The sequence below is a fragment of the Halohasta salina genome (genome assembly GCF_024178165.1).
Classification (GTDB): domain Archaea; phylum Halobacteriota; class Halobacteria; order Halobacteriales; family Haloferacaceae; genus Halohasta; species Halohasta salina.
This window is the reverse complement of record NZ_JAMZIE010000005.1, coordinates 1-21,882: the sequence shown is the minus strand read 5'-3', so window position 1 is coordinate 21,882 and position 21,882 is coordinate 1. Positions and strand designations below refer to the sequence as shown.

Annotated in this window: 26 protein-coding genes; 6 read left to right on the top strand and 20 right to left on the bottom strand. The window is 64.6% G+C overall.

Going from position 1 to position 21,882, the window contains the following annotated elements:
* Positions 1–64: 64 nt before the first annotated feature.
* The 3 genes from NKJ34_RS11305 to NKJ34_RS11295 are packed head-to-tail and all read right to left on the bottom strand — an operon-like array spanning position 65 to position 2,107.
* Positions 65–721 (bottom strand): helical membrane plugin domain-containing protein, encoded by a 657-nt coding sequence (locus tag NKJ34_RS11305; protein WP_253738409.1) that lies wholly within the window; start codon positions 719–721, stop codon positions 65–67.
* 1 nt (position 722) lies between these two features.
* The gene (locus NKJ34_RS11300) at positions 723–1,868 is read right to left on the bottom strand and encodes an NAD(P)/FAD-dependent oxidoreductase (RefSeq protein ID WP_253738408.1); all 1,146 of its coding nucleotides are present in this window, start codon (positions 1,866–1,868) and stop codon (positions 723–725) included.
* The gene (locus tag NKJ34_RS11295) at positions 1,865–2,107 is read right to left on the bottom strand and encodes a sulfurtransferase TusA family protein (RefSeq protein ID WP_253738407.1); all 243 of its coding nucleotides are present in this window, start codon (positions 2,105–2,107) and stop codon (positions 1,865–1,867) included. The genes NKJ34_RS11300 and NKJ34_RS11295 overlap by 4 nt, the downstream gene beginning before the upstream one ends.
* A 215-nt stretch (positions 2,108–2,322) precedes the next feature.
* Between NKJ34_RS11295 and NKJ34_RS11290 the strand changes: the two genes are divergently transcribed.
* A complete protein-coding gene (locus NKJ34_RS11290; RefSeq protein WP_253738406.1) occupies positions 2,323–2,541 on the top strand; it encodes a YgaP family membrane protein in 219 nt (72 codons plus the stop codon).
* A gap of 99 nt (positions 2,542–2,640) precedes the next feature.
* Here the strand turns inward: NKJ34_RS11290 and NKJ34_RS11285 are convergent, their stop codons facing one another.
* From NKJ34_RS11285 to NKJ34_RS11265, 5 genes are read right to left on the bottom strand one after another with little or no spacing between them, the layout of a single operon-like run.
* Positions 2,641–3,756: an inorganic phosphate transporter gene (locus NKJ34_RS11285; RefSeq protein WP_253738582.1), complete on the bottom strand. Its 1,116-nt coding sequence runs from the start codon at positions 3,754–3,756 to the stop codon at positions 2,641–2,643.
* 47 nt (positions 3,757–3,803) lie between these two features.
* Positions 3,804–5,048, bottom strand: coding sequence for a M20 family metallopeptidase (locus NKJ34_RS11280; RefSeq protein ID WP_253738405.1), 1,245 nt, complete (start codon positions 5,046–5,048; stop codon positions 3,804–3,806).
* A 27-nt stretch (positions 5,049–5,075) separates the two neighbouring features.
* Positions 5,076–5,531, bottom strand: coding sequence for a YeeE/YedE family protein (locus tag NKJ34_RS11275; RefSeq protein ID WP_253738404.1), 456 nt, complete (start codon positions 5,529–5,531; stop codon positions 5,076–5,078).
* Positions 5,528–6,019, bottom strand: a complete 492-nt coding sequence (locus NKJ34_RS11270; protein WP_253738403.1) for a YeeE/YedE family protein — start codon at positions 6,017–6,019, stop codon at positions 5,528–5,530. Before NKJ34_RS11270 ends, NKJ34_RS11275 begins: the two co-directional genes overlap by 4 nt.
* A 30-nt stretch (positions 6,020–6,049) precedes the next feature.
* Complete coding sequence (locus tag NKJ34_RS11265) at positions 6,050–7,252, bottom strand: MBL fold metallo-hydrolase (protein ID WP_253738402.1); 1,203 nt, start codon at positions 7,250–7,252, stop codon at positions 6,050–6,052.
* Between the two features lie 227 nt (positions 7,253–7,479).
* On the opposite strand from NKJ34_RS11265, the gene NKJ34_RS11260 reads away from it, so the two are divergent.
* The 3 genes from NKJ34_RS11260 (at position 7,480) to NKJ34_RS11250 (ending at position 9,036) form a co-directional block, all read left to right on the top strand.
* Positions 7,480–7,734, top strand: coding sequence for a sulfurtransferase TusA family protein (locus tag NKJ34_RS11260; protein ID WP_253738401.1), 255 nt, complete (start codon positions 7,480–7,482; stop codon positions 7,732–7,734).
* A 1-nt stretch (position 7,735) separates the two neighbouring features.
* Positions 7,736–8,320 (top strand): DsrE/DsrF/DrsH-like family protein, encoded by a 585-nt coding sequence (locus tag NKJ34_RS11255; protein ID WP_253738400.1) that lies wholly within the window; start codon positions 7,736–7,738, stop codon positions 8,318–8,320.
* 131 nt (positions 8,321–8,451) lie between these two features.
* Entirely contained in the window at positions 8,452–9,036 is a 585-nt protein-coding gene (locus NKJ34_RS11250) for an archaellin/type IV pilin N-terminal domain-containing protein (protein ID WP_253738399.1), read from the top strand.
* 32 nt (positions 9,037–9,068) lie between these two features.
* On the opposite strand, the gene NKJ34_RS11245 is transcribed toward NKJ34_RS11250, so the two are convergent.
* From NKJ34_RS11245 to NKJ34_RS11190, 12 genes are all read right to left on the bottom strand, one after another.
* The gene (locus tag NKJ34_RS11245; RefSeq protein WP_253738398.1) at positions 9,069–10,898 is read right to left on the bottom strand and encodes a Na(+)/H(+) antiporter subunit D; all 1,830 of its coding nucleotides are present in this window, start codon (positions 10,896–10,898) and stop codon (positions 9,069–9,071) included.
* Complete coding sequence (locus NKJ34_RS11240; RefSeq protein WP_253738397.1) at positions 10,898–12,670, bottom strand: cation:proton antiporter; 1,773 nt, start codon at positions 12,668–12,670, stop codon at positions 10,898–10,900. Before NKJ34_RS11240 ends, NKJ34_RS11245 begins: the two co-directional genes overlap by 1 nt.
* The gene (locus NKJ34_RS11235) at positions 12,667–14,205 is read right to left on the bottom strand and encodes a proton-conducting transporter transmembrane domain-containing protein (RefSeq protein WP_253738396.1); all 1,539 of its coding nucleotides are present in this window, start codon (positions 14,203–14,205) and stop codon (positions 12,667–12,669) included. The genes NKJ34_RS11240 and NKJ34_RS11235 overlap by 4 nt, the downstream gene beginning before the upstream one ends.
* The gene (locus NKJ34_RS11230; protein ID WP_253738395.1) at positions 14,198–14,566 is read right to left on the bottom strand and encodes a cation:proton antiporter subunit C; all 369 of its coding nucleotides are present in this window, start codon (positions 14,564–14,566) and stop codon (positions 14,198–14,200) included. The genes NKJ34_RS11235 and NKJ34_RS11230 overlap by 8 nt, the downstream gene beginning before the upstream one ends.
* Entirely contained in the window at positions 14,559–15,164 is a 606-nt protein-coding gene (locus tag NKJ34_RS11225; protein ID WP_253738394.1) for an MnhB domain-containing protein, read from the bottom strand. The genes NKJ34_RS11230 and NKJ34_RS11225 overlap by 8 nt, the downstream gene beginning before the upstream one ends.
* Positions 15,161–15,745 (bottom strand): DUF4040 domain-containing protein, encoded by a 585-nt coding sequence (locus NKJ34_RS11220; RefSeq protein ID WP_253738393.1) that lies wholly within the window; start codon positions 15,743–15,745, stop codon positions 15,161–15,163. Before NKJ34_RS11220 ends, NKJ34_RS11225 begins: the two co-directional genes overlap by 4 nt.
* On the bottom strand, positions 15,742–16,062 hold the full coding sequence (mnhG, locus tag NKJ34_RS11215) for a monovalent cation/H(+) antiporter subunit G (protein ID WP_253738392.1): 321 nt from the start codon (positions 16,060–16,062) through the stop codon (positions 15,742–15,744). Before mnhG ends, NKJ34_RS11220 begins: the two co-directional genes overlap by 4 nt.
* Positions 16,059–16,364: a cation:proton antiporter gene (locus NKJ34_RS11210; RefSeq protein ID WP_253738391.1), complete on the bottom strand. Its 306-nt coding sequence runs from the start codon at positions 16,362–16,364 to the stop codon at positions 16,059–16,061. Before NKJ34_RS11210 ends, mnhG begins: the two co-directional genes overlap by 4 nt.
* Positions 16,361–17,458: a monovalent cation/H+ antiporter subunit E gene (locus tag NKJ34_RS11205; protein WP_253738390.1), complete on the bottom strand. Its 1,098-nt coding sequence runs from the start codon at positions 17,456–17,458 to the stop codon at positions 16,361–16,363. Before NKJ34_RS11205 ends, NKJ34_RS11210 begins: the two co-directional genes overlap by 4 nt.
* A 202-nt stretch (positions 17,459–17,660) precedes the next feature.
* Entirely contained in the window at positions 17,661–18,845 is a 1,185-nt protein-coding gene (gene coaBC / locus NKJ34_RS11200) for a bifunctional phosphopantothenoylcysteine decarboxylase/phosphopantothenate--cysteine ligase CoaBC (protein WP_253738389.1), read from the bottom strand.
* Positions 18,846–18,899: 54 nt separating this feature from the next.
* The gene (locus NKJ34_RS11195; RefSeq protein WP_253738388.1) at positions 18,900–19,310 is read right to left on the bottom strand and encodes a hypothetical protein; all 411 of its coding nucleotides are present in this window, start codon (positions 19,308–19,310) and stop codon (positions 18,900–18,902) included.
* Positions 19,307–19,897 carry a DUF7344 domain-containing protein gene (locus NKJ34_RS11190; RefSeq protein WP_253738387.1) on the bottom strand — a complete coding sequence of 197 codons (591 nt, stop codon included), beginning with the start codon at positions 19,895–19,897 and terminating at the stop codon, positions 19,307–19,309. Before NKJ34_RS11190 ends, NKJ34_RS11195 begins: the two co-directional genes overlap by 4 nt.
* 507 nt (positions 19,898–20,404) lie before the next feature.
* On the opposite strand from NKJ34_RS11190, the gene NKJ34_RS11185 reads away from it, so the two are divergent.
* Positions 20,405–21,010, top strand: a complete 606-nt coding sequence (locus NKJ34_RS11185; RefSeq protein WP_253738386.1) for a hypothetical protein — start codon at positions 20,405–20,407, stop codon at positions 21,008–21,010.
* A 124-nt stretch (positions 21,011–21,134) separates the two neighbouring features.
* Positions 21,135–21,770, top strand: coding sequence for a signal peptidase I (locus NKJ34_RS11180; RefSeq protein WP_253738385.1), 636 nt, complete (start codon positions 21,135–21,137; stop codon positions 21,768–21,770).
* The last annotated feature ends 112 nt before the right edge of the window (positions 21,771–21,882 follow it).

Genomic DNA, 21,882 nt, shown 5'->3' with positions numbered 1-21,882 from the left:
GATAGAGAGTTTCTCAGCCGGTGTGGCTGTCTCCGTTGAGTAGTCAGCAACTCATAAAACGGATTCAGTCGACGTCGGTCGACTGCTGTTGGCCGAGGGCCTTGGCGATCGCAAGCAGGTAGCCGAGTCCGTGTTGGATCTCGGGGTCGCGGATCGCTTTCATCAGGCCGACTGGTCCGACAGCAACCGTTTTGGCCTGTTCGGCCGCAGAGACACTGTTGAGCATGGCTGCCAGCCCGTCTCGCGTCTCGTCTTGGGCCGCCGTATCGGCCAGTTCGCCGAGCGACGAACCGGTGCCTGCGAGCGACCGAACCATCTCGTCGGTCATCGCCGAGGTGCCCAGCGAGACCACGTCGCCCAACTCCGCGAGTTCGTCGAGGGTGCCGCTCCGCTGGAGTTCGATCAGCGTATCGAGTGCCTCTTGAAGCTCCGCGCCGTTTTCGCCGACCGTTTCGGCCAACCCGACCGTCTCGTCGGTGGCGATACCGTCGGCGGAGGCCGCCAGCCGTTCGCCCGTTCCGGCGAGTTCGACGACCATCTCGTCGGTCATCGCGCTCGTCCCGAGGTCGACCACGTCGAGCAGTTCGTTGACCGCATCGAGCCGCTTGACGAACTCCGCGACCGCTTCGGGGTTCTCCGCGATGGCGGCTTCGAGATCCGTGGTCTCGACCGGTTCTGTGTCGGTCGCCTCCCCGCTGGCTGCGCGTTCGCTGTCGGACATCTCAGATCAACCCCCGTGCGGTGAGCCAGTAGGATTCGTTGTAGGCCAGCTTCGACCAGTGGATCTTCTCGGAGGGGGTGACCGGCGACGGCGGATTCTGGTAGTCGAACTCGACGAACGACGCCGCATCCATCCCCGTCTCGATGAAGCAGATGGTCTTGCCGTCGTAGGCCGCCGTGGGTACCTGTCCGCGGACCTTGCTGGCGAGTCGCTGGCCGATGGTCGCCGCCTGGTAGTGGGCGACACTGCCGGCCTTCGGGACGCCGGTCGCGGCGGCATCACCCAGCGCGTAGACGTTGTCGGCGTGCTCGGCTTCGAGGGTATGTTTGTCGACCTCAACCCAGCCGCGGTCGCCGAGGCCCGCCTCCTCGATCAACTCGACCCCGCGGTGGGGCGGGATCGACACCAGCAGATCGTAGTCGATCTCGGTGCCCTCCATCGACCTGAGGGTTCTGGCGTCGGGGTCGACCTCCTCGCCGTTGAAGAACGTCTCGGTGTTGATCTCCCGTTCGTCCAGCAGCGGCTTGGCCCACTCGGCGATGTGTGGGTTGCCGTGGACGCGATCGATCGGGTAGGTGTAGGTGATCTCGATGTCCTCTCGGAGACCACGCTTGCGGAACCAGTCGTCGGCCATGAAGACGAATTCGAGGGGCGCGGCCGGACACATGTGCGGGCTGCCGATCACGCTGAGGACGAGGTGGCCCTCGGTGAACTCCAGCAGTTCGTCTCGGAGTGCCAGTGCGCCGTCCTCGCTGTAGTAGTCGTGGCCCCCCGCGGCGAGGCCGGGGACCTCGTCGGGGGCGAGCGTCGACCCGGTCGCCACCACGAGGTGATCGTAGTGGGTCGGCGAGACGCGCTCGGCGGTCGCGAGCTGCTGGGCGTCGGTGTCGATCTCGGTGACCCGGTCCTGCCGGATCTCGATCCGGTTGTCGACCAGCTCCCGCAGCGGTCGACGGCCGTCCTCGGGCTCTCGGAGGCCGAAGGGGATGTAGAGCCACACCGGCTTGTAGACGTGGTCCGGCCCGTCGTTGATGAGCGTGACCTGTACGTCCCCGGAGTCGATCTCCTCGTCGAGTCGCTCGGCGAGGTCGTTCGCCAGTACTGAGCCGCCGGTGCCGCCGCCGATGATAACGATTTCTTCAGTCATACTTTCTCCACGTAGAGTTCGTGATGGTCCTCGCCCTCGTCGACCGCCCGCAGCTCGTTGCCGGCCTTTTCGACCCATTCGGGGACGTCAGTCAGCGAGCTGTCGCTGTCGCTCAACAGCAAGACCACGTCGCCGGGGTCGACGTCCCGAACCGTGCCGATGAGGTCCATCAGCGGTCCCGGACAGGCCGCCCCGCGTGCGTCGACTGTCTTCGTCGGCTCGATCTGTGATTCGGTCATAGGTACGATTAGAGAATCGTACCCGAACGTATTAATATTGTGCATTTTTTTCAATATAGTGCTGTCGGAAGATCGGGCCAATCGTCCGCTGTGGGGGCCTCGACGGCAATGTTCGTATGATGCTGTCGGCGATCGACCCGATCGGGGGTCAAATACTGTAGTCAACTCACACTGCTATCCAACGCTTTTTGAGCCTCGCGGCCAATACTACGGGTATGGAACCGAACGTTGGTGGTCTCGACCGAACTGCACGCCTCGTCGGCGGACTACTCGTAGCCCTCGTTGGGATCGTATCGCTTGCCGGCCTCCTCCCGCTGGGATCCGCGGTGGGTACGGTGCTGACCGTCGTCGGCCTGATCGTCTTCGGCACTGGTCTCACCCAGCAGTGTCTGGCCTACCGCCTGTTCGGGGTCAATACCTGCAAAACCCGGTAGAACGCTCGTTTCGCTCGGAATCGGTTCGAACGAACCGTTCGTCTCACGTTTATCCCATCGCACTCAGCAATGGCAGACTGCTGAGACGTGGTAAGTCGACTACGGAACGAGGCGCATCACACCGTAGCCCAAGCCGAACGCGAGGAGAAACGAGCCGACCCACGCACCGAGCGTGAAGCCTATTTTTCGTCGGCTGATCGCGTCGCCTCCCCCGACGGCCGCCCCCGCCCCAACGATCGCGCTGACCATGATCTGGTTGAACGAGACCGGAATCCCGTAGAGGACGGCGATCTGGGCGAGGACGAACGAGGGGAACAGCGCGGCGATCGACCGCCGCGGGCCAAGCGAGGCGTAGTCCTGTGCGACGGCCTTGATCATCTGGGGGGCTCCGGTCCACGACCCGACCAGCAGTCCCACGCCGCCGCCCGCCGCCAGCGCCGAGACGGTGATCATCGTCCCCTCGACCAGCGGCACCAGCGGGCCGACCGCCAGCCCGACCTGACTCGCGCCCGCCGAGAAGGCGACCAGCCCGCCGAGGACGAGCAGAAAGCGCCGCAGGCCGTCCAGCCCGTTGCGGGTGATGTCGACCCGGACTGCCAATCCGACGACGACCGCGGCGACGAGCGAGACGCCGAGTGTCCCGGCGAACCCGGGTGCGAACCGTTCGGCGACGACCGTCGACAGCGAGGCCATCTGGTCGCCCGAGGCGAGCAGTGCGAACTCGATGTTGACCACGATCGCGCCGACCGCCGCCGCGAGGATCGGCACACTGTCGCGTTCGTCGACCGACTCCCGGGGCAGGACGCTGGCGATCCCGTAGGCGACACCGCTGCCGACGAACGGGGTCAACAGCCACATCGTTCCGATCTCGGTGTACTTGGCCCATGCGGGAGCACCACCGAGAGCCAGCCCCGCGCCGATGACCGTTCCAGTTACCGTGAAGGCGGTTGCGATCGGATAGCCGGTGACGATCCCGATCGCCATCAGCCCGGCGGCGGTCACCAGCACCACGATCACCGCGGCGGTCGGCAAGGTGAGCCCGACGACGAGATCGCTACCGACGGCCTCCGAGACGCTCGCACCCTGTAAGGCAGCCCCGGAAAACCCGAGGACGCCGACGATAAAGGCCGCCCGCAGCACCGAGATGGCGTTCGCGCCGACCGCGGGGGCGAAGGGGGTCGCGCCGCTGGAGCCCGCACCGATGGCCCACGCCATGAACGCACTGGCCACGAGGGCGGCCGCAAACGGGAGCCACGCCTCGATCACGGCTCGTGCTCCCCGAAGATGGCTGGCAGGCGCTCGTAGACGGCGGCGGTCCGCCGGAGCGCCTCGACGGTGGTGTACTCGTCGACCGCGTGGGCGGTGTCGGTGCCGACGGCGAACTCGACGGTCGGAATCCCGGCATGCCGGAACGTTTTGGCGTCGCCGCCGCCGGTCGCCGACCGTCGGTAGAGCCGGCCCTCAACGGCCTCGCTCGCAGCATCGGTGACGGCTTCGACCAGCGGGCCGTCGATCGGCTCGTAGCTACCGACCGACCGGCTCACGTCGGCGATCGAGACCGCCGGGTAGTCCGCGAGCCACTCCCGAACCGCCGCCAGCAGGCCAGCGGTGTCGACGCCCGCGGTCGCCCGGATGTCGAGTTCGGCCCGCGCCGACCCCGGCACCGTGTTGACCGCGTCACCGCCCTCGATCCGCCCGAGGTTGACCGTCGGCCGTTCGAAGAGGTCGCGGGCGGCCGCCCGGCCCAGCGTCGGCGCGTAGTAGTCGACCGACTCCGCGACGATCGCGGCGACCTCGTCGTCGAGCGAGAACGCCCGGTCGGGGAGTCGCTCCCGGAGCATCGAGACCGCCGCCCAGAGCCGGTCGACGGCGTTGTCGCCGGCCATCGGCCGCGAGCCGTGGGCGGCGGTGCCCTCGGCGTCGAGCGTTAGCCAGATGCTCCCGCGGTCGGCGACCGTGACGGAGTGTCGACCGCCCGTAGAAGTGGTCTCGCCGATCACACAGCCGTCGGGGTCGATCTCGTCGAGGGCGCCGTCCGCGACGAGCGCTTCGACGCCCGCCTCGCCGCCGGTCTCCTCGTCGCTGACGACCGCGACGGCGAGGGTCACCGGCGGCTCGCGGTCGGCCGCAGCGAACCGCTCGGCGGTGTAGAGGATCGCCGCCAGCGGCCCCTTCATATCGGTCGCCCCGCGGCCGTAGAGCCGGTCGCCGTCCCGTTCGCCGAGCGGGTCGTAGCTCCACGCGTCGGCATCGAACGGTACAGTATCCATGTGACCGACGAACAGCAGGGTCCGGTCGCTCCGGCCGGGGATCGTCGCTACGAGGTTCGGCTTGGCCGGATCCGTCGTTACGCGTTCGACCGCGATGTCGAGATCCCGAAACAACGTCTCGATCCAGTCGGCCAGCTGGCGGGTGTCGCCCGGTGGGTTCCGTGTGTCGACCGCCAGCAGCTCGCGTGCGATATCGAGGAGCCGGTCGGTCCTGCGGGATGCCTCTGTGTGGGTCATAGGTCGAATGCGGGGAAACGGGAGTGGTTAGTCGTCGCTCGGGACCGCCGCGGCGTCGGCCGCGGGCTCGCTCCGCCAGACGCCCTGCAGGTAGGCGCCGACGAACATTCCGGCCAGCGCATAGAGGATCGGCCAGTTGCCGACCCCGAGGCTGGCGTAGGCCGCGCCCGGACAGATGCCAGAGAGGCCCCAGCCGACGCCGAAGACCGCGCCGCCGAGCAGGACGTTCCTGTCGAAGGATTTGAGCCGTCGACCGTAGGGCCGCCCGGTGAGGGGGGCCGAGCCGCCGGTCGCAGAGAGCGTCCAGAACGCCAGCCCGGCGACGATCGAGCCGCCGAACATGACGAACAGGAGCCCGAAGTCCTCGAAGGTCAGGAAGTCGATGACGACCTCCGGCCGGGCCATGTGGCTGAAGCCGAGCCCGAAGCCGAAGATCAACCCCCCGACGACGACCAGCGGCATGAACAGCGGGTGTCTGCTCATGGCGTCACCCCGAATGCGGCGACGATGTTGGCGGTGATGATGGCGACGACGAGGAACGTCACCACGCCCACAAGTGAGGTCCGGGAGACGGAGCCAACCCCACAGACGCCGTGGCCCGAGGTACAACCCTTCCCGATCCGTGTGCCGACGCCGACGAGGATCCCGCCGACGAACAGCCGCCACGGCGCGACCTCAGTGAGCCACACCCCGCCCTGAAACAGCAGGGCGTAGACGGCTGCCCCGGCGATGATGCTGGCGGTAAAGACGAGCCGCCAGTCCCGCGAGCCGCGGTACTGTTGGAACCGCGAGCGATCCGAGACGTACGACAGCGTCGACTCCAGAAACGTGCTCGCGCCCGCCGTGATCCCGGTCCCGAGGTAGATGACCGCCGTTCCCAAGCCAACGAGGAGCCCGCCGATGGCGTATCGGGAGATCCCGTTGGGGAACAGCGTCTCTACCATCCCAGCTCCGAGGAGATCTGTGATCATTGGTTGTTGACTCCGTCGTGGGCAGCCAGCTTAGTCGTCACTCGTGAGTGCGTCCTGACTGGCCGCACAGTTGTTCGGCCCGAGTTCGAGCGTGAAGGCCTCCTCGTCGTCGGCAACCTGTTGGCCGAGGTTGGTCTCGATGATGTCGATGTAGTTGGCCGGACGCGGCGGCATGTCCGCCAGCACGGTGTCGATGAAGTCCGCCTCGTCCATCGTCAGCGCGTCCATTCGGTCGACGAGGTCGCCCAGCGGCGCGGTGTAGGTGCCGTCGGCGGCGGGCTCGGCGGCATCGCTGAAGTGTGCGCCGCCGATGAGTGTCTCGTCGGGCAGCGGCAGCACCTTGTTCTGCAGCGACTCGTGGAGCATCGCGGCGGCATCCGGCGCGCCCTCGTCGCCCTCTTCGAGATCGGGGCGGGCGACGCTCTCGATGAAGAGGCCGTCACCGGTCGCCAGCAGCGAGTCGCCGACGAGGTAGGAGGTCATCCCCGTGGTGTGACCGGGGGTAAAGACCGTCTCGACGGTGGCCTCGCCGACGGCGAACTCGTCGCCGTCTGCGGCCAGCGTCATCTCGTCGGCGTAGGTGACCCCGCGGTCGACCGCGGCCTCGGGGATGACACCCTCGACGCCCTCCTCGGCGAGGTTACGGACCCCGCTGATGTGGTCGGCGTGGATGTGGGTATCGAAGGCGTACGTGAGGTCGACGCCCAGCTCGTCGGCGTCTTCGAGATAGCGGTCAGTGAAGGCCCGAAGCGGGTCGATGATCGCCGCCTCGTCGCCCTCGTAGACCAGATAGCCCAGACAGCCCGAGGAGGGGCGCTGGTACTGCAGCAGCGTGCCCGGCCCGTCGTACTCTGTCACTTCGTGGGCCTCGTAGATCGACGCCCAGCCGTTCATCCCCTCTTCGAGGTGGTCGACGTCGTAGCCCCGGTCGGCGAGTGCGCCCGCGACGTACTCGCTTGCGCCACCCTTCGCACAGAGGACGGTGACGTGTTCGTCGTCGGGGATCTGGGCGAGCACGTCGTCGTCGACGTCCTCGTCGAGGAACTCGAAGTACGGGATGTTGATGCTCGTGACGTTCTCGCCATCGATCTTCCACTCCTCGTAGTCGCTTTCCATGCGGGTATCGAGGAGCGTCACCGACTCACCGTCGTCGACGCGGGCTTTGAGCGATTCGGGAGCGACCGATTCGACATCCGACTCCGGTGTCGGGAAATCCATTGCATCTGCGTCCATGTTCACTCTTTCATACCGGCCGGTTCGACTTAAGAGTTTGCATAGTATTTCTACAAGCGCACAATATACTTATGCGACTCTCCCCGAGAGACCGCGTTCGCTTATTAATGATACGCGGGTGTACCGCGCTCGACCGAGAACAAGTATTCACGAATGGCCCAATAATGGATACACTTATATTGACGGGCCTAATATTGCATATTACCCCCAATACGGGACATCCAACAATGAGTACGGAAACCGCAGCCAAGACGGTCGACGTGAAAGGACAGAACTGCCCGATGCCGGTCATCAAGACGAAAGGCGCCTTCGACGAGGTGTCGGTCGGAGAGACGCTCGAAGTCGTTGCGACCGACTCCGGCAGCCTCAGCGACATCAAGGGCTGGGCGGAGTCGACAGCGGAGGCCGACCTCCTCGACCAGACGGAGACAACCGAGGGCGGCGAGGACGTCTACAAACACTACATCAAAAAGGTCGAGTGAGATGAGCACGGACATCACCGCCGGATCGGACGCCGACCCCTCAGTAGACGACCTCGCCGAGCTGCAAGCACGGATCGAGGAGCTCGAAGCGGAGCTCTCGGAGGTGCGCGACGAGGTCGAAAACGGCCCCAAGAAGATGGTGATTATCGCCACGAAGGGGACGCTCGATATGGCGTACCCGCCGCTGATCTTGGCGTCGACCGCCGCGGCCTTCGGCTACGACGTGACGGTGTTCCACACCTTCTGGGGGCTCGAAATCCTCCACGAACGGAAATCGAAGAACCTCAAGCTGAGTTCGGTCGGGAACCCGAACATGCCGGTGCCGAACGCGATCGCCGCGCTGCCGGGGATGGATCGGATGACCACGCGGATGATGCGGAACAAGATCGCCGACAACGAGGTCGCCTCCATCGAGGAACTGATCGACGTCTCCCTCGAAAGCGGCGTCGACCTGCAGGCCTGCCAGATGACGATCGATCTCTTGGGCTACGACGAAGACGACTTCTACGACGGCGTCACCACCGGCGTCGGCGCGGCGTCGGCGTTCCAAGACATGGTCGAGGCCGACATCCAGCTCCTCGTCTAGCCGCCTCGGTCGGACGCGATTTCCCCATTCCGACGCCGGCGACCACCGCTTGCGCCCGGCGGCGATGTCTGACGTATCCTTTTTTATGCTGTGCTGCAAATAGTCACGTACGATAATACGTATCATATGACATGAACACGGAGGAGATCGACAGGGGACAGGTCGGCCTCGGTACCGTGGCGGTGTTCATCGCCATGGCGCTCGTCGCCGCACTGGCCGCGGGGGCGGTCGTCAACACCGCCGGCGTCCTCGAAACGCGCGCGGAGACGACTGCCGACGAGTCGATCGACCGGACGACCGACCGGCTCCGCGTAGTGACTGTCACCGGGAACGTCACCGACTACGGCACCGTCGACAGCTTCAACTTCACCGTCATGAAGGCACCGGGCTCGGGGCCGATCAACCTCGATAATGTGACTTACACCGTCGTCGATTCCCAGACCGTCGCCACCGAGGCAGTCGGCAACGGTAGCGGGCTCGGCGGTGCAAACGTCGAGACCGTCACCGCCGAAACGGAGGACGTCCAGATTACTGATCAGGGCGACCGATACATCATCTCGATTCCCGCGGCGACACGGGAGACCGAACTCCGCCCGCGGGAAACGCTGGCGATCAGGTTTACCACGGCGGCCGACGCGTCGACGACCGAGGTCGTCACCGCGCCGAAAACACTCGATGCGAAGTCGAAGGCCCACCTCGACGTCCTCGTTCCGTAGTCCGCAAAAGCTAGCCTCGCGGGCGCGCTCTTCTAAGCTAACAGCAGGACCGCCAGCGCGAGGCTCACCAGCGCCACCAGCACGAAGACGCTCCGGCCGATCCCTGCCCGGAGCACCACCGGCTGGTCGGCGCTCCCGTATCCCAGCCGCCGAGCGGTCGACTGCGGGTCCGTGCCCACGCGCTTGGCCGCCGCGACCGTCCGCATCACCGCGCGGTCGACGCCCGCCCAGAGTTCGGTGACGCCGACGACCAGTCCGCGGCCGCCGTAGAATATCCCGCGGTTGTAGATCGCGTCGATATCCGGGACGCGACCCAGTTTGGAGAGGGGTTTCTTCGTGAGCGCGAAGCCGATCAGCCCGAGGACCCCGAGGACGACGCCCTCGACGATGTGGTCGACGGTGTAGGTCTTGTACACCTTTTCGACGACCACGTCGCTGGTCACATCGAACGGGAGAATACTGAACAGTCCGAGGTCACCGGGGATGACCGATGCGAGCGGCGACGTTGGCACTACGATACCGTAGAAGACACAGAGCGCCGCGACCGCGATCATCGCGATGCTCTGGCCACGGTTGGCGTCCTCCACGTCGCCGTCGTAGCTGCCGTGGAAGAAGGCATAGTAGCCGAACTTGATGAACGACATGAACGTCCCGATCCCGCCGAGCAGCAGCAGCCATTCGAGCGTGTGGAACTCGCCGATGGGCAGCGGTCCCGCCCCGAACGTGTAGTGACTCCCGGAGATGATGATCCCCTTACTGACGAAGCCGTTGAAGCCGGGGAAGCCCGCGATAGACAGCGCGGCGATCGTGAACGCCCCGGCCGTGATCGGCATCTTCCGGGCCAGCCCGCCGAGCTTTTTGAGGCTCTCCTCGCCGGTCCGGTAGATCACGACACCCGCGGTCATGAACAGCAGCCCCTTGTAGAGGATGTGGTTGAACACGTGGGCGAACGCCCCCGCCTGCGAGAGCGCCGACCCGATGCCGACCCCGGCGATCATGTAGCCGACCTGTGACTGGATGTGGTACGACAGGAGTCGACGCATGTCGTTTTGGAACAGCGCGTAGGTCGCCCCGAAGACGGCCATCCCGCCGCCCATGTAGGCGAGGGCGATGTGGCCATCCGGGAACGCCCGGTACATTCCATACACCCCTGTCTTCGTGGTGAACACACAGAGGAAGACGCTGGCGGCGATGTGTGGCCGCGGGTAGGTATCCGGCAGCCACGTGTGCAGACCGATGAAGCCGACGTTGACGCCGATCCCGACGGCAGCGAGGGCGGCAGGAAGGCCCGCGGTGATACCGGCGACCTCCGGGCCGCCGGGCACCGAGGCGAACAGGAAGGTGCCCTTGGCGACGTAGGTCTGGAGGATCGCGGCCATCAACAGCGTGCCGCCGATCCCGTGGAAGATGGCGTAGCGGTAGCCCGCCCGAACGGCCTTCCCGCGGTAGTACCAGACCAACAGCGTGCTGGTGACCGCCATCAGCTCCCAGAAGAAAATTAGGGTGAGCCAGTCACCCGCGAACACTGCCCCGAAGCTGCTGGCGAGATAGGAGAACGCGAAGCCGGTCTGGACGCCGTCGGCCTCGCTGGCATACGAGTAGAGGACGGCGACCACGCCGGTGACCGCGAAGATGATCCCCATCAGTCGGGAGAACTCGTCGACGTTGAACAGCACGGTCGAAAAGCCGAGGAACTCGGTCTGGAGGTGGGCACCGTCGGGCACGAGCCACATCCACGCCAGCGTCACCGCCGATGCGCCGACGCCGAGGGCGTGGCCCGCTTTTCGCGGCAGTAGTGCGACGAGGATGGCGACCGCAAGCAGGACGACCCCCGGCGGGACCATGGTGAGTCCAGTGGTCATCAGACGACCACCCCCGGAAGGGTACCGACGATCGTCTCGACGATCCGCAGGAAGACGACCGTATGCGGGATGATCCCGAGCAGTAGCGACAGCGCCGCCGCCGTCAGGATCGGCCCGAGCATGAACCACGTGCTCTCGCCGCCACGCCAGTTGCTTTTCGCCCACCCGCCCGGCGGCGGCCCCCCGTGGTGGCCGTGGTGGTCGTCATTCGTGTGGTCGCTGTCGTCGTGGCCGTGGTGGACGCCGTCCTCGTGGTGGCCATCGGCCTCGACCGTCCCGTCGAGGTCGACCGTCTCGTGGTCCGCGTGTCCGTCCCGACCGCTCCCGTCGGCCCGGATCGCCTCCCGGCCGCCGTAGGGCCCTTCGAGCAGCGGTTTCTGGTCGTGCTCGTCGGGCGTCTCGAAGAACGCCTGATAGACGATGGGCCAGAAGTAGGCGATGTTGAGCACCCCCGAGATCAGCAGGACCGCCGCGAAGACGGCGTTGCCACCCTCCAGCGCACCGATGACGATGTACCACTTGCTGACGAAGCCGGCCACGAGCGGAATGCCCGCCATCCCGGCGGCAGCGATACCGAAGGCGGTCATGGTCAGCGGCATCCGCCTGCCGATGCCGGCCATCTCGCTGATGTTGTCGGTGTGGGTCTCGACGTGGATGATCCCCGCACAGAAGAACAGCGTGAGCTTCATGAAGGCGTGGGCAGGGATATGGAGCAGCCCGCCGATCAGGGCGTCGCCCTCCAGCAGCGCGAGGCCGAGGACGATATAGGAGAGTTGGCTGATCGTCGAGTAGGCCAGCCGGCGTTTGAGGTGGTCCTTTCGGAGCGCGATGAGACTCGCCACCGTCAGTGTGATCGCTGCGATGATCGCCACCGGCAGCGCCATGCCGAGGTTCCCGAAGGACGCCGGGCCGAGGTCGGCCAACGTTCCCGGCCCGAACACGTCGAGGACGACGCGAGCGATCCCGAAGACGCCGCTTTTGACGACCGCGACCGCGTGGAGCAGTCCCGAAACGGGGGTGGGTGCGACCATCGCCTCCGGCAGCCACTGGTGAAGCGGCATCAGGCCGGCCTTGACGCCGAAGCCCAGCGCCAACACGACAAAGGCCACCGAGGCGGCGGTCGGGTCGGCGTTGGCGAGGGCGGCGATCCCGCCCGGCGTGAAGTCGACGGTTGCGCTCCCGGCGGGGCCGGCCAGCTCCGTGAGCCAGTAGACCATCACCGTCCCCGCCAACACCAGCACGCCGCCGCCAAAGAAGGTGTAGGCGAGGTATTTGCGGCCGGCAGCGCGGGCCTCCGGCGTCTCGTCGTGGGCGACAAGCGGGTAGGTTGCTACCGACAAGACTTCATAAAAGACGAAGATCGTCAAGAGATTCCCCGAAAAGGCGATCCCCACGGCAGAGGCGACCGAGACCGCGAAGGAGGCGAAATACCGGGTCTGGTTGTGTTCGTCCAGCCCGCGCATGTAGCCAATGCTGTAGAAACTGGTGACGATCCACAGCAGGCTAGCGAGGGCCGCAAACAGGACGCCGAGAGGGTCGGCCCGGAGGACGAAGTCGACGCCCGGCAACACGGTTCCGAGGTTGGTCACGTAGACGTCGCCAGCGAGGACGCCGGGCACCATGCTGGCGACGAGGCCGAACATCGAGACGGAGGCGAGGATCGTCCACCCCTCCCGGAGGTTCGGCCTGCGGCCCGACGCGAGGATCAGGGCGGCGGCGACGAACGATACGGCGACGGCAGCGAGCGGACGGATGGCTGTGATCTCACTCATTGGAAGAACCTCCCGAAGACGGGGTCAAGCATCGCATCGAACAGCCCAACCGAGGCGAACAGGACGACCGTCGAAACGGCCAAGAGGGCGACGACTGCGACCCGCTCGGGCGCGATCCGGCCGGCGTGGCCGCCGTCAGCGACCGCCGAGTCGGCCATCGTGGCGTGGTCGACCGCCCCGTCGGCAGTCGACTCGCCGCCGGTCGGCTCCTCGAGGGGCGTGAAGTAGAGCGCTTCGATAAGCTGGTAGACGTAGCTCAGCGACAGCAGCGTGCTGACGAAGATCACGATCGCGACGCTCCACGTGCCCGACTCGACGGCCCCGAGACCGATGTACCACTTGCCGAGGAGACCGATCGACGGCGGGATGCCGACCAGTGCGAGGCCGGTGACGGCGATCGCGCCGCCGGTGTAGGGCGCGCGCTTGGCGAGACCGGCGTAGTCGGCGATCGTCGACGCACCGTAGGCCGACGAGAGGGTCCCCGCGCCCATGAACAGCGTCGCCTTCATCAGCCCGTGGCCGATCAGATGGATCACCGCGCCGAACAGCGCGGTCCGGCTGTTGAGGCCGACCGCGACGACGACCATCCCGAACTGGGCGACCGAGGAGTAGGCGAAGACGCGTTTGACCTCGGTCTGGGTCGCCGCCAGCAGGCTGCCGACGACGATGCTGATCGAGGCGATCAGGACGACCGTGTCGGCGATCAGCGGGTTGGCCGCGAAAAAGTCGACCGTAAAGACGTCGAAGGCGATCCGGATCAGCGCGTAGGCCGCGGTGGTAGAGACCAGCGCCGAGATGAACGCGCTGACGGTGTCGGGGGCGTGGGTGTAGGCATCCGGCTGCCACGTATGCAGCGGGAAGACGGCGATCTTCAGCATGAATCCCACGAGGATGAAGCCGAAGGAGGCCTGCACCAGCGGATCGGTGTAGCCGACTTCGGCCAGTCGGGTCTGCAGATCCAGCATGTTCAGCGAACCGGTCGCCACCAGCGCGTAGCCCACCCCGATCAGGTAGAGCGATGCGCCGACCGTTCCGAGAAACAGGTATTTGAGCGCGCCGTAGGCGGCCTCGCCGCCGTCGCCGGCAGCGACCAGCGCGTAGGTGACCAGCCCGACGATTTCGAGGAAGACGAAGAGGTTGAACAGGTCGCCGGTCAGCGTCATCCCCAGCAGCCCGCCGGTCAGCAGGAGGTAGCCACTGTAGAACGCGTCCGGTCGGTCGACCGACCGGTCGTAGACGAGCACGGCGACCGCGACGACGCCGATCAACAGCGCGATCAGCGCAGACAGCCCGTCGCCGACGAGTTCGATCCCGTAGGGGGCGGGATACCCCGCTAGCTCGTGGATCAGTCGCTGGCCCTCGGGGCCCGCGGTGTAGATCGTCGACGCCAGCGAGCCGGCGAGGCCGACGACCGCCAGCGAGCCGGCCATGGCGATCGGCCAGCCGGCGTCGTCGACGCGCAGCCCAACGAGCAGCGGGAAGATCGCCGCTACCAGCGGGACCGTCACCAGCAGCGCCAACAGAGTGTCACTCATCGCCGATCACCTCCCGGAGGGCGTCGGCCCGCAGGGTGCCGTACTCGCTGTAGAGCCGGATCGACAGCGCCAGCCCCACGGCGGTGAGGCTGATGCCGACGACGATCGCCGTCAGCACGATCACCTGCGGTAGCGGGCTGACGTAGGGGCCGCCGCCGTCTTCGACAATCGGCGCGCTCCCCCCGACCCGGTAGGCCGAGCTCACGAAGAACAGGAAAATTCCCGTCTGGAACATGTTCACCCCGATGATCTTCTTGACGAGGTTTTCGTTGGCGATCAGCATGTAGAGGCCGATCGTCGACAGCAGGACGAACAGGACGTAGGCGTGGCGGGTCGTCAGTAGTGAAACGAAATCAGTCATCGGTATCCTCCATGGTAGCGGTGTCGGCACCGTCGCGGCGGTCACCAGTGACGGCGAGGGAGTCGGTCGACGGGCTGTAGCCCGCCGCGAGGGCGAAAAACAGCCCCATCAGGACCCCCGAGACGATGAAGGCGATGCCGAGTATCTCGACGGCCTCCATCCCGTATTTGACGAACTCGTACTCCTTGAGCCCGAGCAGATCGCCGAGCAGCGGCTCGTAGCGGGTGTATTCGAGGAAGTTCCCGCCCAGCAACAGCGGCCCGAAGCCGATCGCGCCGAAAATGAACACGCCGACCGTGCCGAGGCCGACGACGAGGCTGTTGGCCAGCCACTCCCGCGTCGACTCGATGCCGAAGGCGAAGGCGATCATCAGGAACACCGAGGCGATGATCGCCCCGCCCTGGAAGCCGCCGCCCGGCGTATCCGCGCCGTGGAACGTGATGAACAGCCCGTAGGTCATGACGAACGGGATCACGACTTTGACGGTCGTCATGATCACTTGACTCTCGGAGTACACCGGGCGCTGGCGGGCGACGCCGTCGCTGTCGAGCCGGCCGTCCAGCCGTTCGTCGGGTCGGCTCCCGTCACGGTCGCTCATGTGGTGAACACCTCCCGACCCAACACCAGCAGACTCGCGATGCCGGCGGCGAAGACCACCACGGCCTCCCCGAAGGTATCGAACCCGCGGTAGGCCGCCAGCACCGAGGTGACGGCGTTGTGTGCGCCCGTCTCGGAGTAGGCGTTGGCGAGGTAGTAGCCGGTCACCTCCCCGTTCTGGAGGATCGGCGACAGCGGATCGCCGACCGCGGGGAAGGCAAATAGCGTCGACCCGACGACCAGCGCAAACAGGCCACAGACGGCCACAGCGGGCCAGTCGATGGGTTCGAACAGTTCGTCGGTCGCCGGGCGGGTGGTTTTGGCGATCGTCAACAGCAGGAAGACGGTGGTGACACCGGCCCCGATGGCGGCCTCGGTCAGCCCCACGTCGGGGGCGCGGTAGAACGTGTAGATGAGCGCCAACCCGAGGCTGTAGGCTGCGAAGACGACGATCGCCGCCAGCACGTCACGGAACAGCGCGGTCAGCACTGCGGTAATCAAGACGAAGACGAACAGCGCAATCTCGATCGGCGTGATGCCGACGCTCTGGAGTACCGGCGCGGCGTCGACGGGTGGGATCATCGGCGCTCGTCCCCCGTCGTCCACGGTTCGATACCCTCCTCGTAGGCTGCCCGCGCGATGGCGTGGGCCGCCGTCGGGTTGGTGACGAAGATGAACACCAACAGGAGAACTGTCTTGACGGTCGTGGGCTCCCAGCCGAGGGTCAGCGCGACCGCCGCCAGCGCGAAGCCGGCCCCGAGGGTGTCGGCCTGCGAGGCGGTGTGGGCCCGCGAAAAGACGTCCGGCAGCCGGATGACGCCCGTCGCCGAGACGAACGTGAAGAACAGTCCCAGCACGACGGCGACGACGATCAGGCCGATCCGGATGGCTTCGATCATATCACACCCCCGCGCTCGACGGTGAACTTCGAGATGGCGATCGACATCAGGAAGTTCAACAGGGCATACACCAGCGCGATATCGAGGAACCACGGCTCGCCCAACGCAGCCCCCAGCAGCGCGAGGATGACCACCGTGTTGGTGCCGAGGACGTTGACCGCGAGCACGCGGTCCTGATTGGTCGGCCCCAGGATGGCGCGGTAGAGCATCATCACCGCGAGGCTGACGAACAGCGCCGCCGCAACCAACAGCAGGTCGGCGACCGTAACGCCCGCGAGGATCGCCGTCTCGACGAACGTCATCGCTCCTCACCGCCCGACTCATCGGCGTCGGTCGACGCCGCGTCGCTTGGCTCCTGCAACACTTCGGTGTCGCCGCGCTCCCGCGGCGAGGGGAAGCGGGCGGCCTCCCGGCCGTAGAAGACGAACCGGACCCAGCGTTCGAGCGAGCCGTCGAACAGCCCCTCGCGGGCGAAGGGGGCCAGCGAGTGGACGTACAGCTCCTGGTCTTCGGCGGTCACCGTCAGCGTCCCCGGCGTCAGGGTGATGCTGTTTGCCAGCGTCGTCAGGGGGAACCCCGAGCCGACGAACACCCGCACCTTGGTCAGCCGTGGGTCGATATCCAGCCGGGGATCGAGGATGAGCCGGGCGACCACGAGGTTCGAGACCACGATCTCGTAGAGCAGATACGGGACGTACACCACGCCGCGGAGGATCCGCTTCGGGGAGTCGACGAGCGTAGGATCCCGATAGAAGCTCACGCTGTCGAGGGTGATCGCCACGATGGCGGCGGTGGCGATCCCGGTCACCAGATCGAAGGTGCCGCTGAAGCCGCCGAGGATCTGATAGAAGAGGAACGAGACCCCAAAGAGGGCGAGAAACCGCGGCAGGTTGGGGCGGCTCACCAGCCGGTCGCGCCGTGTCGGCCGGTCGACGGGAGCCTCCTCGATGGCCAGCTTGCTCCGTTCGAGTTCGAATTCGAGCGGCTGGAGCAGCGTCGTGTGGCCGACCAGCGAGTACTCGGGGTCGACGACCACCCGATCGAGGTCGTGGTCGGCGGCGTAGCTCGTCAGGAGGTCGGCGTACTCATCGGGACTAAACAGGTAGCTCTCGAGGCCGATCAGCGCGGTTTCGATCTCGATCGTCTCGGGGTTGACGCCGGCCTCCTCGCACTCGTAGCGGGCCCAGATCCGGATCTGGTCGAGGAGCGCCTCCGCGCGGTCCCGGTCGGCGTCGGTTCCCGGATCGCCCCCGCGCCAGGTGGCCATGAAGACGAAGTGGACGGTCGGCTCACCGTCGGCTGCAAGCACCTCGGCCATCGCGTAGTCGACGGTCTGCCGGAGGGTTACCGAGCGCTGTACCGGGACGACCAGCCGTGGAGCCTCCTCAGCCGCCATCGGTGGCCCACCCCGTTCGGTCGGTGAAGTCGTGTCCGAACGTCATTCTCTACTCTTGTGTGTAGCAAATCAGGGACGCCTCAAAACTATTCTTATCTCTACCCACTCGGAATTCCGGTGTGTTTCAAAAACATGGCAAATACGCAGCCCATTTCGAATTTGCACCCCGAAATTACCGGATACTATTCAAAAATGCCTCCGATCACGCAGTCGAGGACGTCCCGAGGTGGCCCGCGAGCCGCCGAGCGACCGCCTCGCCGACCGCCCGTTTCGGCCCGTCGACCGTCTCGCAGTCGGCGAGGGTCTCCGTGCCGGAATCGACGAACAGCGCCCGCGTCTCGGCCTCTCCCATCACGCTCGCGTCGTTGGCGACGACGAACGCACAGCCGATCCGGTCGCGGAGCGCGGCGGCCCGGTCGACCATCGCCGCGTCGTCCCCGGAACTCTCGGCTTTGAAGCCCACGATCGGCAACTCGGGGTGGGACTCCCGGATCGCGTCCAACAGTTTGGGCGTCGGCTCTAGATCGAGCGTTCGGGGCTCGCCCGACCGGAGTTTGGTGTCGGCGGCCTCAACCGTGTAGTCCGAGATCGCCGCCGCCGAGATCAGGGCGTCGGCGTCCGGCACTGCCTTCTCGACGGCGGCCAGCATCTCGGCGGCGCTCTCTACCCCGATCGTCTCGGCGTAGTGGCGTTCCGGGCCGTCGTGGACGAGGGTGACATCCGCACCGCGAACGTGACAGGCGCGGGCGACCGCGCGCCCGGTCGACCCCGAGGCGCGATTGGTCAGCACGCGGATCGGGTCGATCGACTCGCTCGTGGCCCCGCTGGTGACGACGACGTGCCGGCCGGCCAGTTCCTGCGGCGTCGTCGCGCGGGCGACCGCGGTGACGATCGCGTCTTCGGCCGCGATTTTCGCTTTGCCCTCTTCCAATCGGGGGTCGACGAAGTCGACGCCCCACGACTCGACGCGCTCGATGGCGTCGAGGACGCCGGGGTGGTCGTACATCGGCTCGTGCATCGCGGGGGCGATGACGACCGGGACACCCGCGCCGAGGGCGGTCGTAGCGGTGGTGGTAACGGGGGTGTCGTCGACCGCGCCCGCGATCTTGCCGACGGTGTTGGCAGTCGCGGGGGCGATCAGGAAGGCGTCGGCCCACCCCTCGCGGCCACAAAGATCGACGTGTTCGACCTGTCCGGTGATTTCCGTTATGACGTCGCTATCGGTCGCGAAGTCAACGGCCCACGGGTGGATGATCCCGGTGGCGCTGGGGCTCATGACCGCCCGGACGGTCGCGCCGTGTCGACGGAGTTCGTGGGCGAGTTCGACCGTTTTCACCGCGGCGATGCTGCCCGTGACGCCGAGTGCGACGTTGAGCCCTTCGAGCATTCGTTCGGAGTGAGGCGGGGAATATAAATAGGCGTTCGGGGTTTCCGAACGGGATCAGTGACAGGATACGGGGCGTTCGAAGGCGGCAGAGACGCCGGGTCCCTCGGCTTCGACCGAAAGCGTATCCCGGCACGAAACGGCGTCGAACGTCCACACGTGTTGGGTACCCGTATCCAGACGAACGGTTTCTCGGGAGTCGGCGGCCGCGCCGGTTACCGAGACGGTAACGCTTGTGAGCGTCGTCCCGCTGGGATACTGGTTTCCGACGGTCACGTTGAGCGATGTGGTCCCGTTGGCCGGTGCCGTGGCGCGCTGCTCGAATGCCAGAAACGCCTCGTTGTCGTCGGCAACCGCGACCTCGATGCCGCGGTCCGCCGAGACCGAACTGACGCTACTGGTGCCGAACGTGAGACTGAGAGCAACCACGATCCCCAGCAACAGGACGTAGTTCCGGTGTCGGCTCATTGTTCGACCTCCAGTGGTTTGTCCCGTGCACCCAGTCGCATCCGGTAGTAGTTGTCATAAAAATGTCCTATCGACGAGGCGGCAAGTGCGGTGACGAAAAAGACGCCATACACACGGGGTGACAACAGCGTCAGCGGGTAGAGTTCCATCCAGAGACCGACCAGACAGGCCGCACTCAGCGCCGAGAACCCCAGATAGTACATCCCCCACGGGATCGCACGGCCGGTGAGCGAGTCGACGTAGAAGTTGGCGTTTCTGGTTGCCTCCGTCAGGCTGACCATCCCCCGCGCCGTATCATACTTGATGACGCCACTGTCGGCCATCTTCGGCAGGTGAAACTGCCGAAGCGCGCTCCGGACACGTTTTCGCTCCTTTTGTGTCAGTGCTTCAATCTGCTTGTCGTTTTCCCACCCAGCGACCTGCTCGGCGAGTTCCGTGACTGTCAGTTCGGCCCCATCCTGCTGTTTCAGATAGTGGATCGCAAACCGGCGGCGTTGATTACTGAGTATCGTGAGAAGTTCGTCCTGTGACAGCTCTTGGCCGTCGATGGCCGTGGACGTGCCGTCACGTTGCTCAGCCCGTTGCATCCGTCCTCCCATGTATCGGTGTTGTGACCACAAGTCCCACCATTCACATAGGGAGTCTATGGCACGTGTATTTCAGTATAAACAGACATACAAACGTAAGCCCTCACCTACTGGGAACTTGTATTGATCAGGTGACTATAGACATTGTATCGGTCTGTATCCTGTAGTTTTTGGCTAGTAGTCGGTGTTTACTGGTCGAACAGTAAACCTGTTCGTTCTGGTAGTCACCGACTACGCACGCCGCGACTGATCGAACGAGTTGAAATACATCGTCTCCACGTCGGCAGAGGCTGTTTACGGACGCTGAAAGACTGTGTGGGTCGACTCAGAGAGGCTCTGCTGCGGTTCGGAGACTCCCTTCGGTGTTCACAGAGGCTGTATCCGATTTGATAGGTAGCTCATTCCAAAGGGGGTTCCATCCGAGCCAGTAGATACGCGTCGCAGACAGCGAGGCGGTTGTAGTCGTCAAGGACCTGGACGCGACGCACAAACGAGGTACGAACGACAATGGAACGACGCAAATTCGTGGTCGGACTCGGATCGCTCGCTGCCGGCGGGGCAGCTGCAATGGGAACTGGTGCAGTGTCACAGTTCAGTTCAGGAAACCGGACAATTGAAGCGGAGATTGTCGGTGACCAAGCCGCATACGTGGCGCTACAGCGGCCCGAAGATGGACTTAGTGATGGAGGTGACACTCGAAATGGGAATTTCGTGAAGTTCAGTGGCAGTCCAAATAAACTGGAACTCGATTTTACAAGTGATAACCCAACGAGTGCGCGAAGCGGAGATCCTCAACAAGGCAACTCCCTTGGTGGCGATGGTGTAAACCCTAGCTCAACATACTACTTCGACGGGACGTTCGAGATCCGGAACCTATCAAACAACTCTGGGTCCGGCGTGGGTGAACTTGATGTATGGATTGATGAAAGCATTGATGGTATTACATTCTATGAAGAGAAGGGAGGCGGTCGAAACCCGCTCAACTCAAGCAATAAGACGGATATAAGTCCCGGACAGGCTTTGTCTGTGGGTGTCAAGATTGTTGCAGATGACCTACCTGCCAATCCGACCAATGAGGCCTTTGTCGTGAACGCAGAAGAAACAGGAAACTGATAAAAATGTCGTGAATCCGTTTTATAAACATACATAATATTTATATTTTATTTACTTCAGCCAAACGGACACGCATTTCAGGGACTGACTACTGAAATAGTATCCGAAATAAACCTTCTACATCATGTCGGGTTTTAGGAAATCTATCGTTCAAATCATCAGTGGTATATTACTTGTGCTGGTTGTTCTATTAGTAGTAGGACAGATCATTGGCCAGCCCATTCTACTAGCTTTTGTTGAAACCGGTAGTATGTCTCCAACGATAGATACTGGCGATGGTTTTATTGCGATACCTGACGCCGTACTTGGATCGATCGAGACCGGAGATGTGATCGTCTATCAGGCACAGGTCATTGAGGGAGGCGGTTTGACAACCCATCGAATCGTCGGTGAGAACAGTCGGGGATATCTCACAAAAGGGGACGCAAACACGTTCATTGATCAAGACGACGGAGAGCCGCCAGTCAAAGAGACACAAATCGTCGCAAAGGCACTGCAGATCAGAGGGAACGTTATTGTGATTCCTCATCTTGGGACTGGTGCCGAGGCAATACAGTCTGGAATTAGTACAGTGCAACGACAAACCGTCTCAGTGTTTGGTACGTCGTCAGTACTCGGCGCACAAGGGCTCGCGTATCTGTTCTTTGGGGTGACGCTCGTCTGGTATATCGTCGGTGAGTGGCGGGATCGAAATACGAAACAGAGCGATCGAGAGTCGTCACGCGATACGAGGATGAATACACGGATCGCTCTTGGGTAGATGATTGTTGGTCAGTTCTCAGCAGTAGCTGGAAGTCACAGCGGGCAAGGGTGACACGTTCGTGCCACCCGACAAACGATGTTCCCAATCAAGACGTTTGTCTCGGAGCGTC

Coding starts and splice junctions, on each gene's coding strand:
- NKJ34_RS11225 (WP_253738394.1), bottom strand. CDS start 15,164: ATGAGCGACCGTGACGGGAGCCGACCCGACGAACGGCTGGACGGCCGG.
- NKJ34_RS11285 (WP_253738582.1), bottom strand. CDS start 3,756: ATGGCGTGGGCCATCGGTGCGGGCTCCAGCGGCGCGACCCCCTTCGCC.
- NKJ34_RS11245 (WP_253738398.1), bottom strand. CDS start 10,898: ATGACCACTGGACTCACCATGGTCCCGCCGGGGGTCGTCCTGCTTGCG.
- NKJ34_RS11190 (WP_253738387.1), bottom strand. CDS start 19,897: ATGCAACGGGCTGAGCAACGTGACGGCACGTCCACGGCCATCGACGGC.
- coaBC (WP_253738389.1), bottom strand. CDS start 18,845: ATGCTCGAAGGGCTCAACGTCGCACTCGGCGTCACGGGCAGCATCGCC.
- mnhG (WP_253738392.1), bottom strand. CDS start 16,062: ATGATCGAAGCCATCCGGATCGGCCTGATCGTCGTCGCCGTCGTGCTG.
- NKJ34_RS11255 (WP_253738400.1), top strand. CDS start 7,736: ATGAGCACGGACATCACCGCCGGATCGGACGCCGACCCCTCAGTAGAC.
- NKJ34_RS11230 (WP_253738395.1), bottom strand. CDS start 14,566: ATGACTGATTTCGTTTCACTACTGACGACCCGCCACGCCTACGTCCTG.
- NKJ34_RS11290 (WP_253738406.1), top strand. CDS start 2,323: ATGGAACCGAACGTTGGTGGTCTCGACCGAACTGCACGCCTCGTCGGC.
- NKJ34_RS11305 (WP_253738409.1), bottom strand. CDS start 721: ATGTCCGACAGCGAACGCGCAGCCAGCGGGGAGGCGACCGACACAGAA.
- NKJ34_RS11210 (WP_253738391.1), bottom strand. CDS start 16,364: ATGACGTTCGTCGAGACGGCGATCCTCGCGGGCGTTACGGTCGCCGAC.
- NKJ34_RS11265 (WP_253738402.1), bottom strand. CDS start 7,252: ATGGACGCAGATGCAATGGATTTCCCGACACCGGAGTCGGATGTCGAA.
- NKJ34_RS11220 (WP_253738393.1), bottom strand. CDS start 15,745: ATGATCCCACCCGTCGACGCCGCGCCGGTACTCCAGAGCGTCGGCATC.
- NKJ34_RS11260 (WP_253738401.1), top strand. CDS start 7,480: ATGAGTACGGAAACCGCAGCCAAGACGGTCGACGTGAAAGGACAGAAC.
- NKJ34_RS11180 (WP_253738385.1), top strand. CDS start 21,135: ATGTCGGGTTTTAGGAAATCTATCGTTCAAATCATCAGTGGTATATTA.
- NKJ34_RS11235 (WP_253738396.1), bottom strand. CDS start 14,205: ATGAGTGACACTCTGTTGGCGCTGCTGGTGACGGTCCCGCTGGTAGCG.
- NKJ34_RS11300 (WP_253738408.1), bottom strand. CDS start 1,868: ATGACTGAAGAAATCGTTATCATCGGCGGCGGCACCGGCGGCTCAGTA.
- NKJ34_RS11275 (WP_253738404.1), bottom strand. CDS start 5,531: ATGAGCAGACACCCGCTGTTCATGCCGCTGGTCGTCGTCGGGGGGTTG.
- NKJ34_RS11205 (WP_253738390.1), bottom strand. CDS start 17,458: ATGGCGGCTGAGGAGGCTCCACGGCTGGTCGTCCCGGTACAGCGCTCG.
- NKJ34_RS11280 (WP_253738405.1), bottom strand. CDS start 5,048: ATGACCCACACAGAGGCATCCCGCAGGACCGACCGGCTCCTCGATATC.
- NKJ34_RS11185 (WP_253738386.1), top strand. CDS start 20,405: ATGGAACGACGCAAATTCGTGGTCGGACTCGGATCGCTCGCTGCCGGC.
- NKJ34_RS11240 (WP_253738397.1), bottom strand. CDS start 12,670: ATGAGTGAGATCACAGCCATCCGTCCGCTCGCTGCCGTCGCCGTATCG.
- NKJ34_RS11295 (WP_253738407.1), bottom strand. CDS start 2,107: ATGACCGAATCACAGATCGAGCCGACGAAGACAGTCGACGCACGCGGG.
- NKJ34_RS11270 (WP_253738403.1), bottom strand. CDS start 6,019: ATGATCACAGATCTCCTCGGAGCTGGGATGGTAGAGACGCTGTTCCCC.
- NKJ34_RS11195 (WP_253738388.1), bottom strand. CDS start 19,310: ATGAGCCGACACCGGAACTACGTCCTGTTGCTGGGGATCGTGGTTGCT.
- NKJ34_RS11250 (WP_253738399.1), top strand. CDS start 8,452: ATGAACACGGAGGAGATCGACAGGGGACAGGTCGGCCTCGGTACCGTG.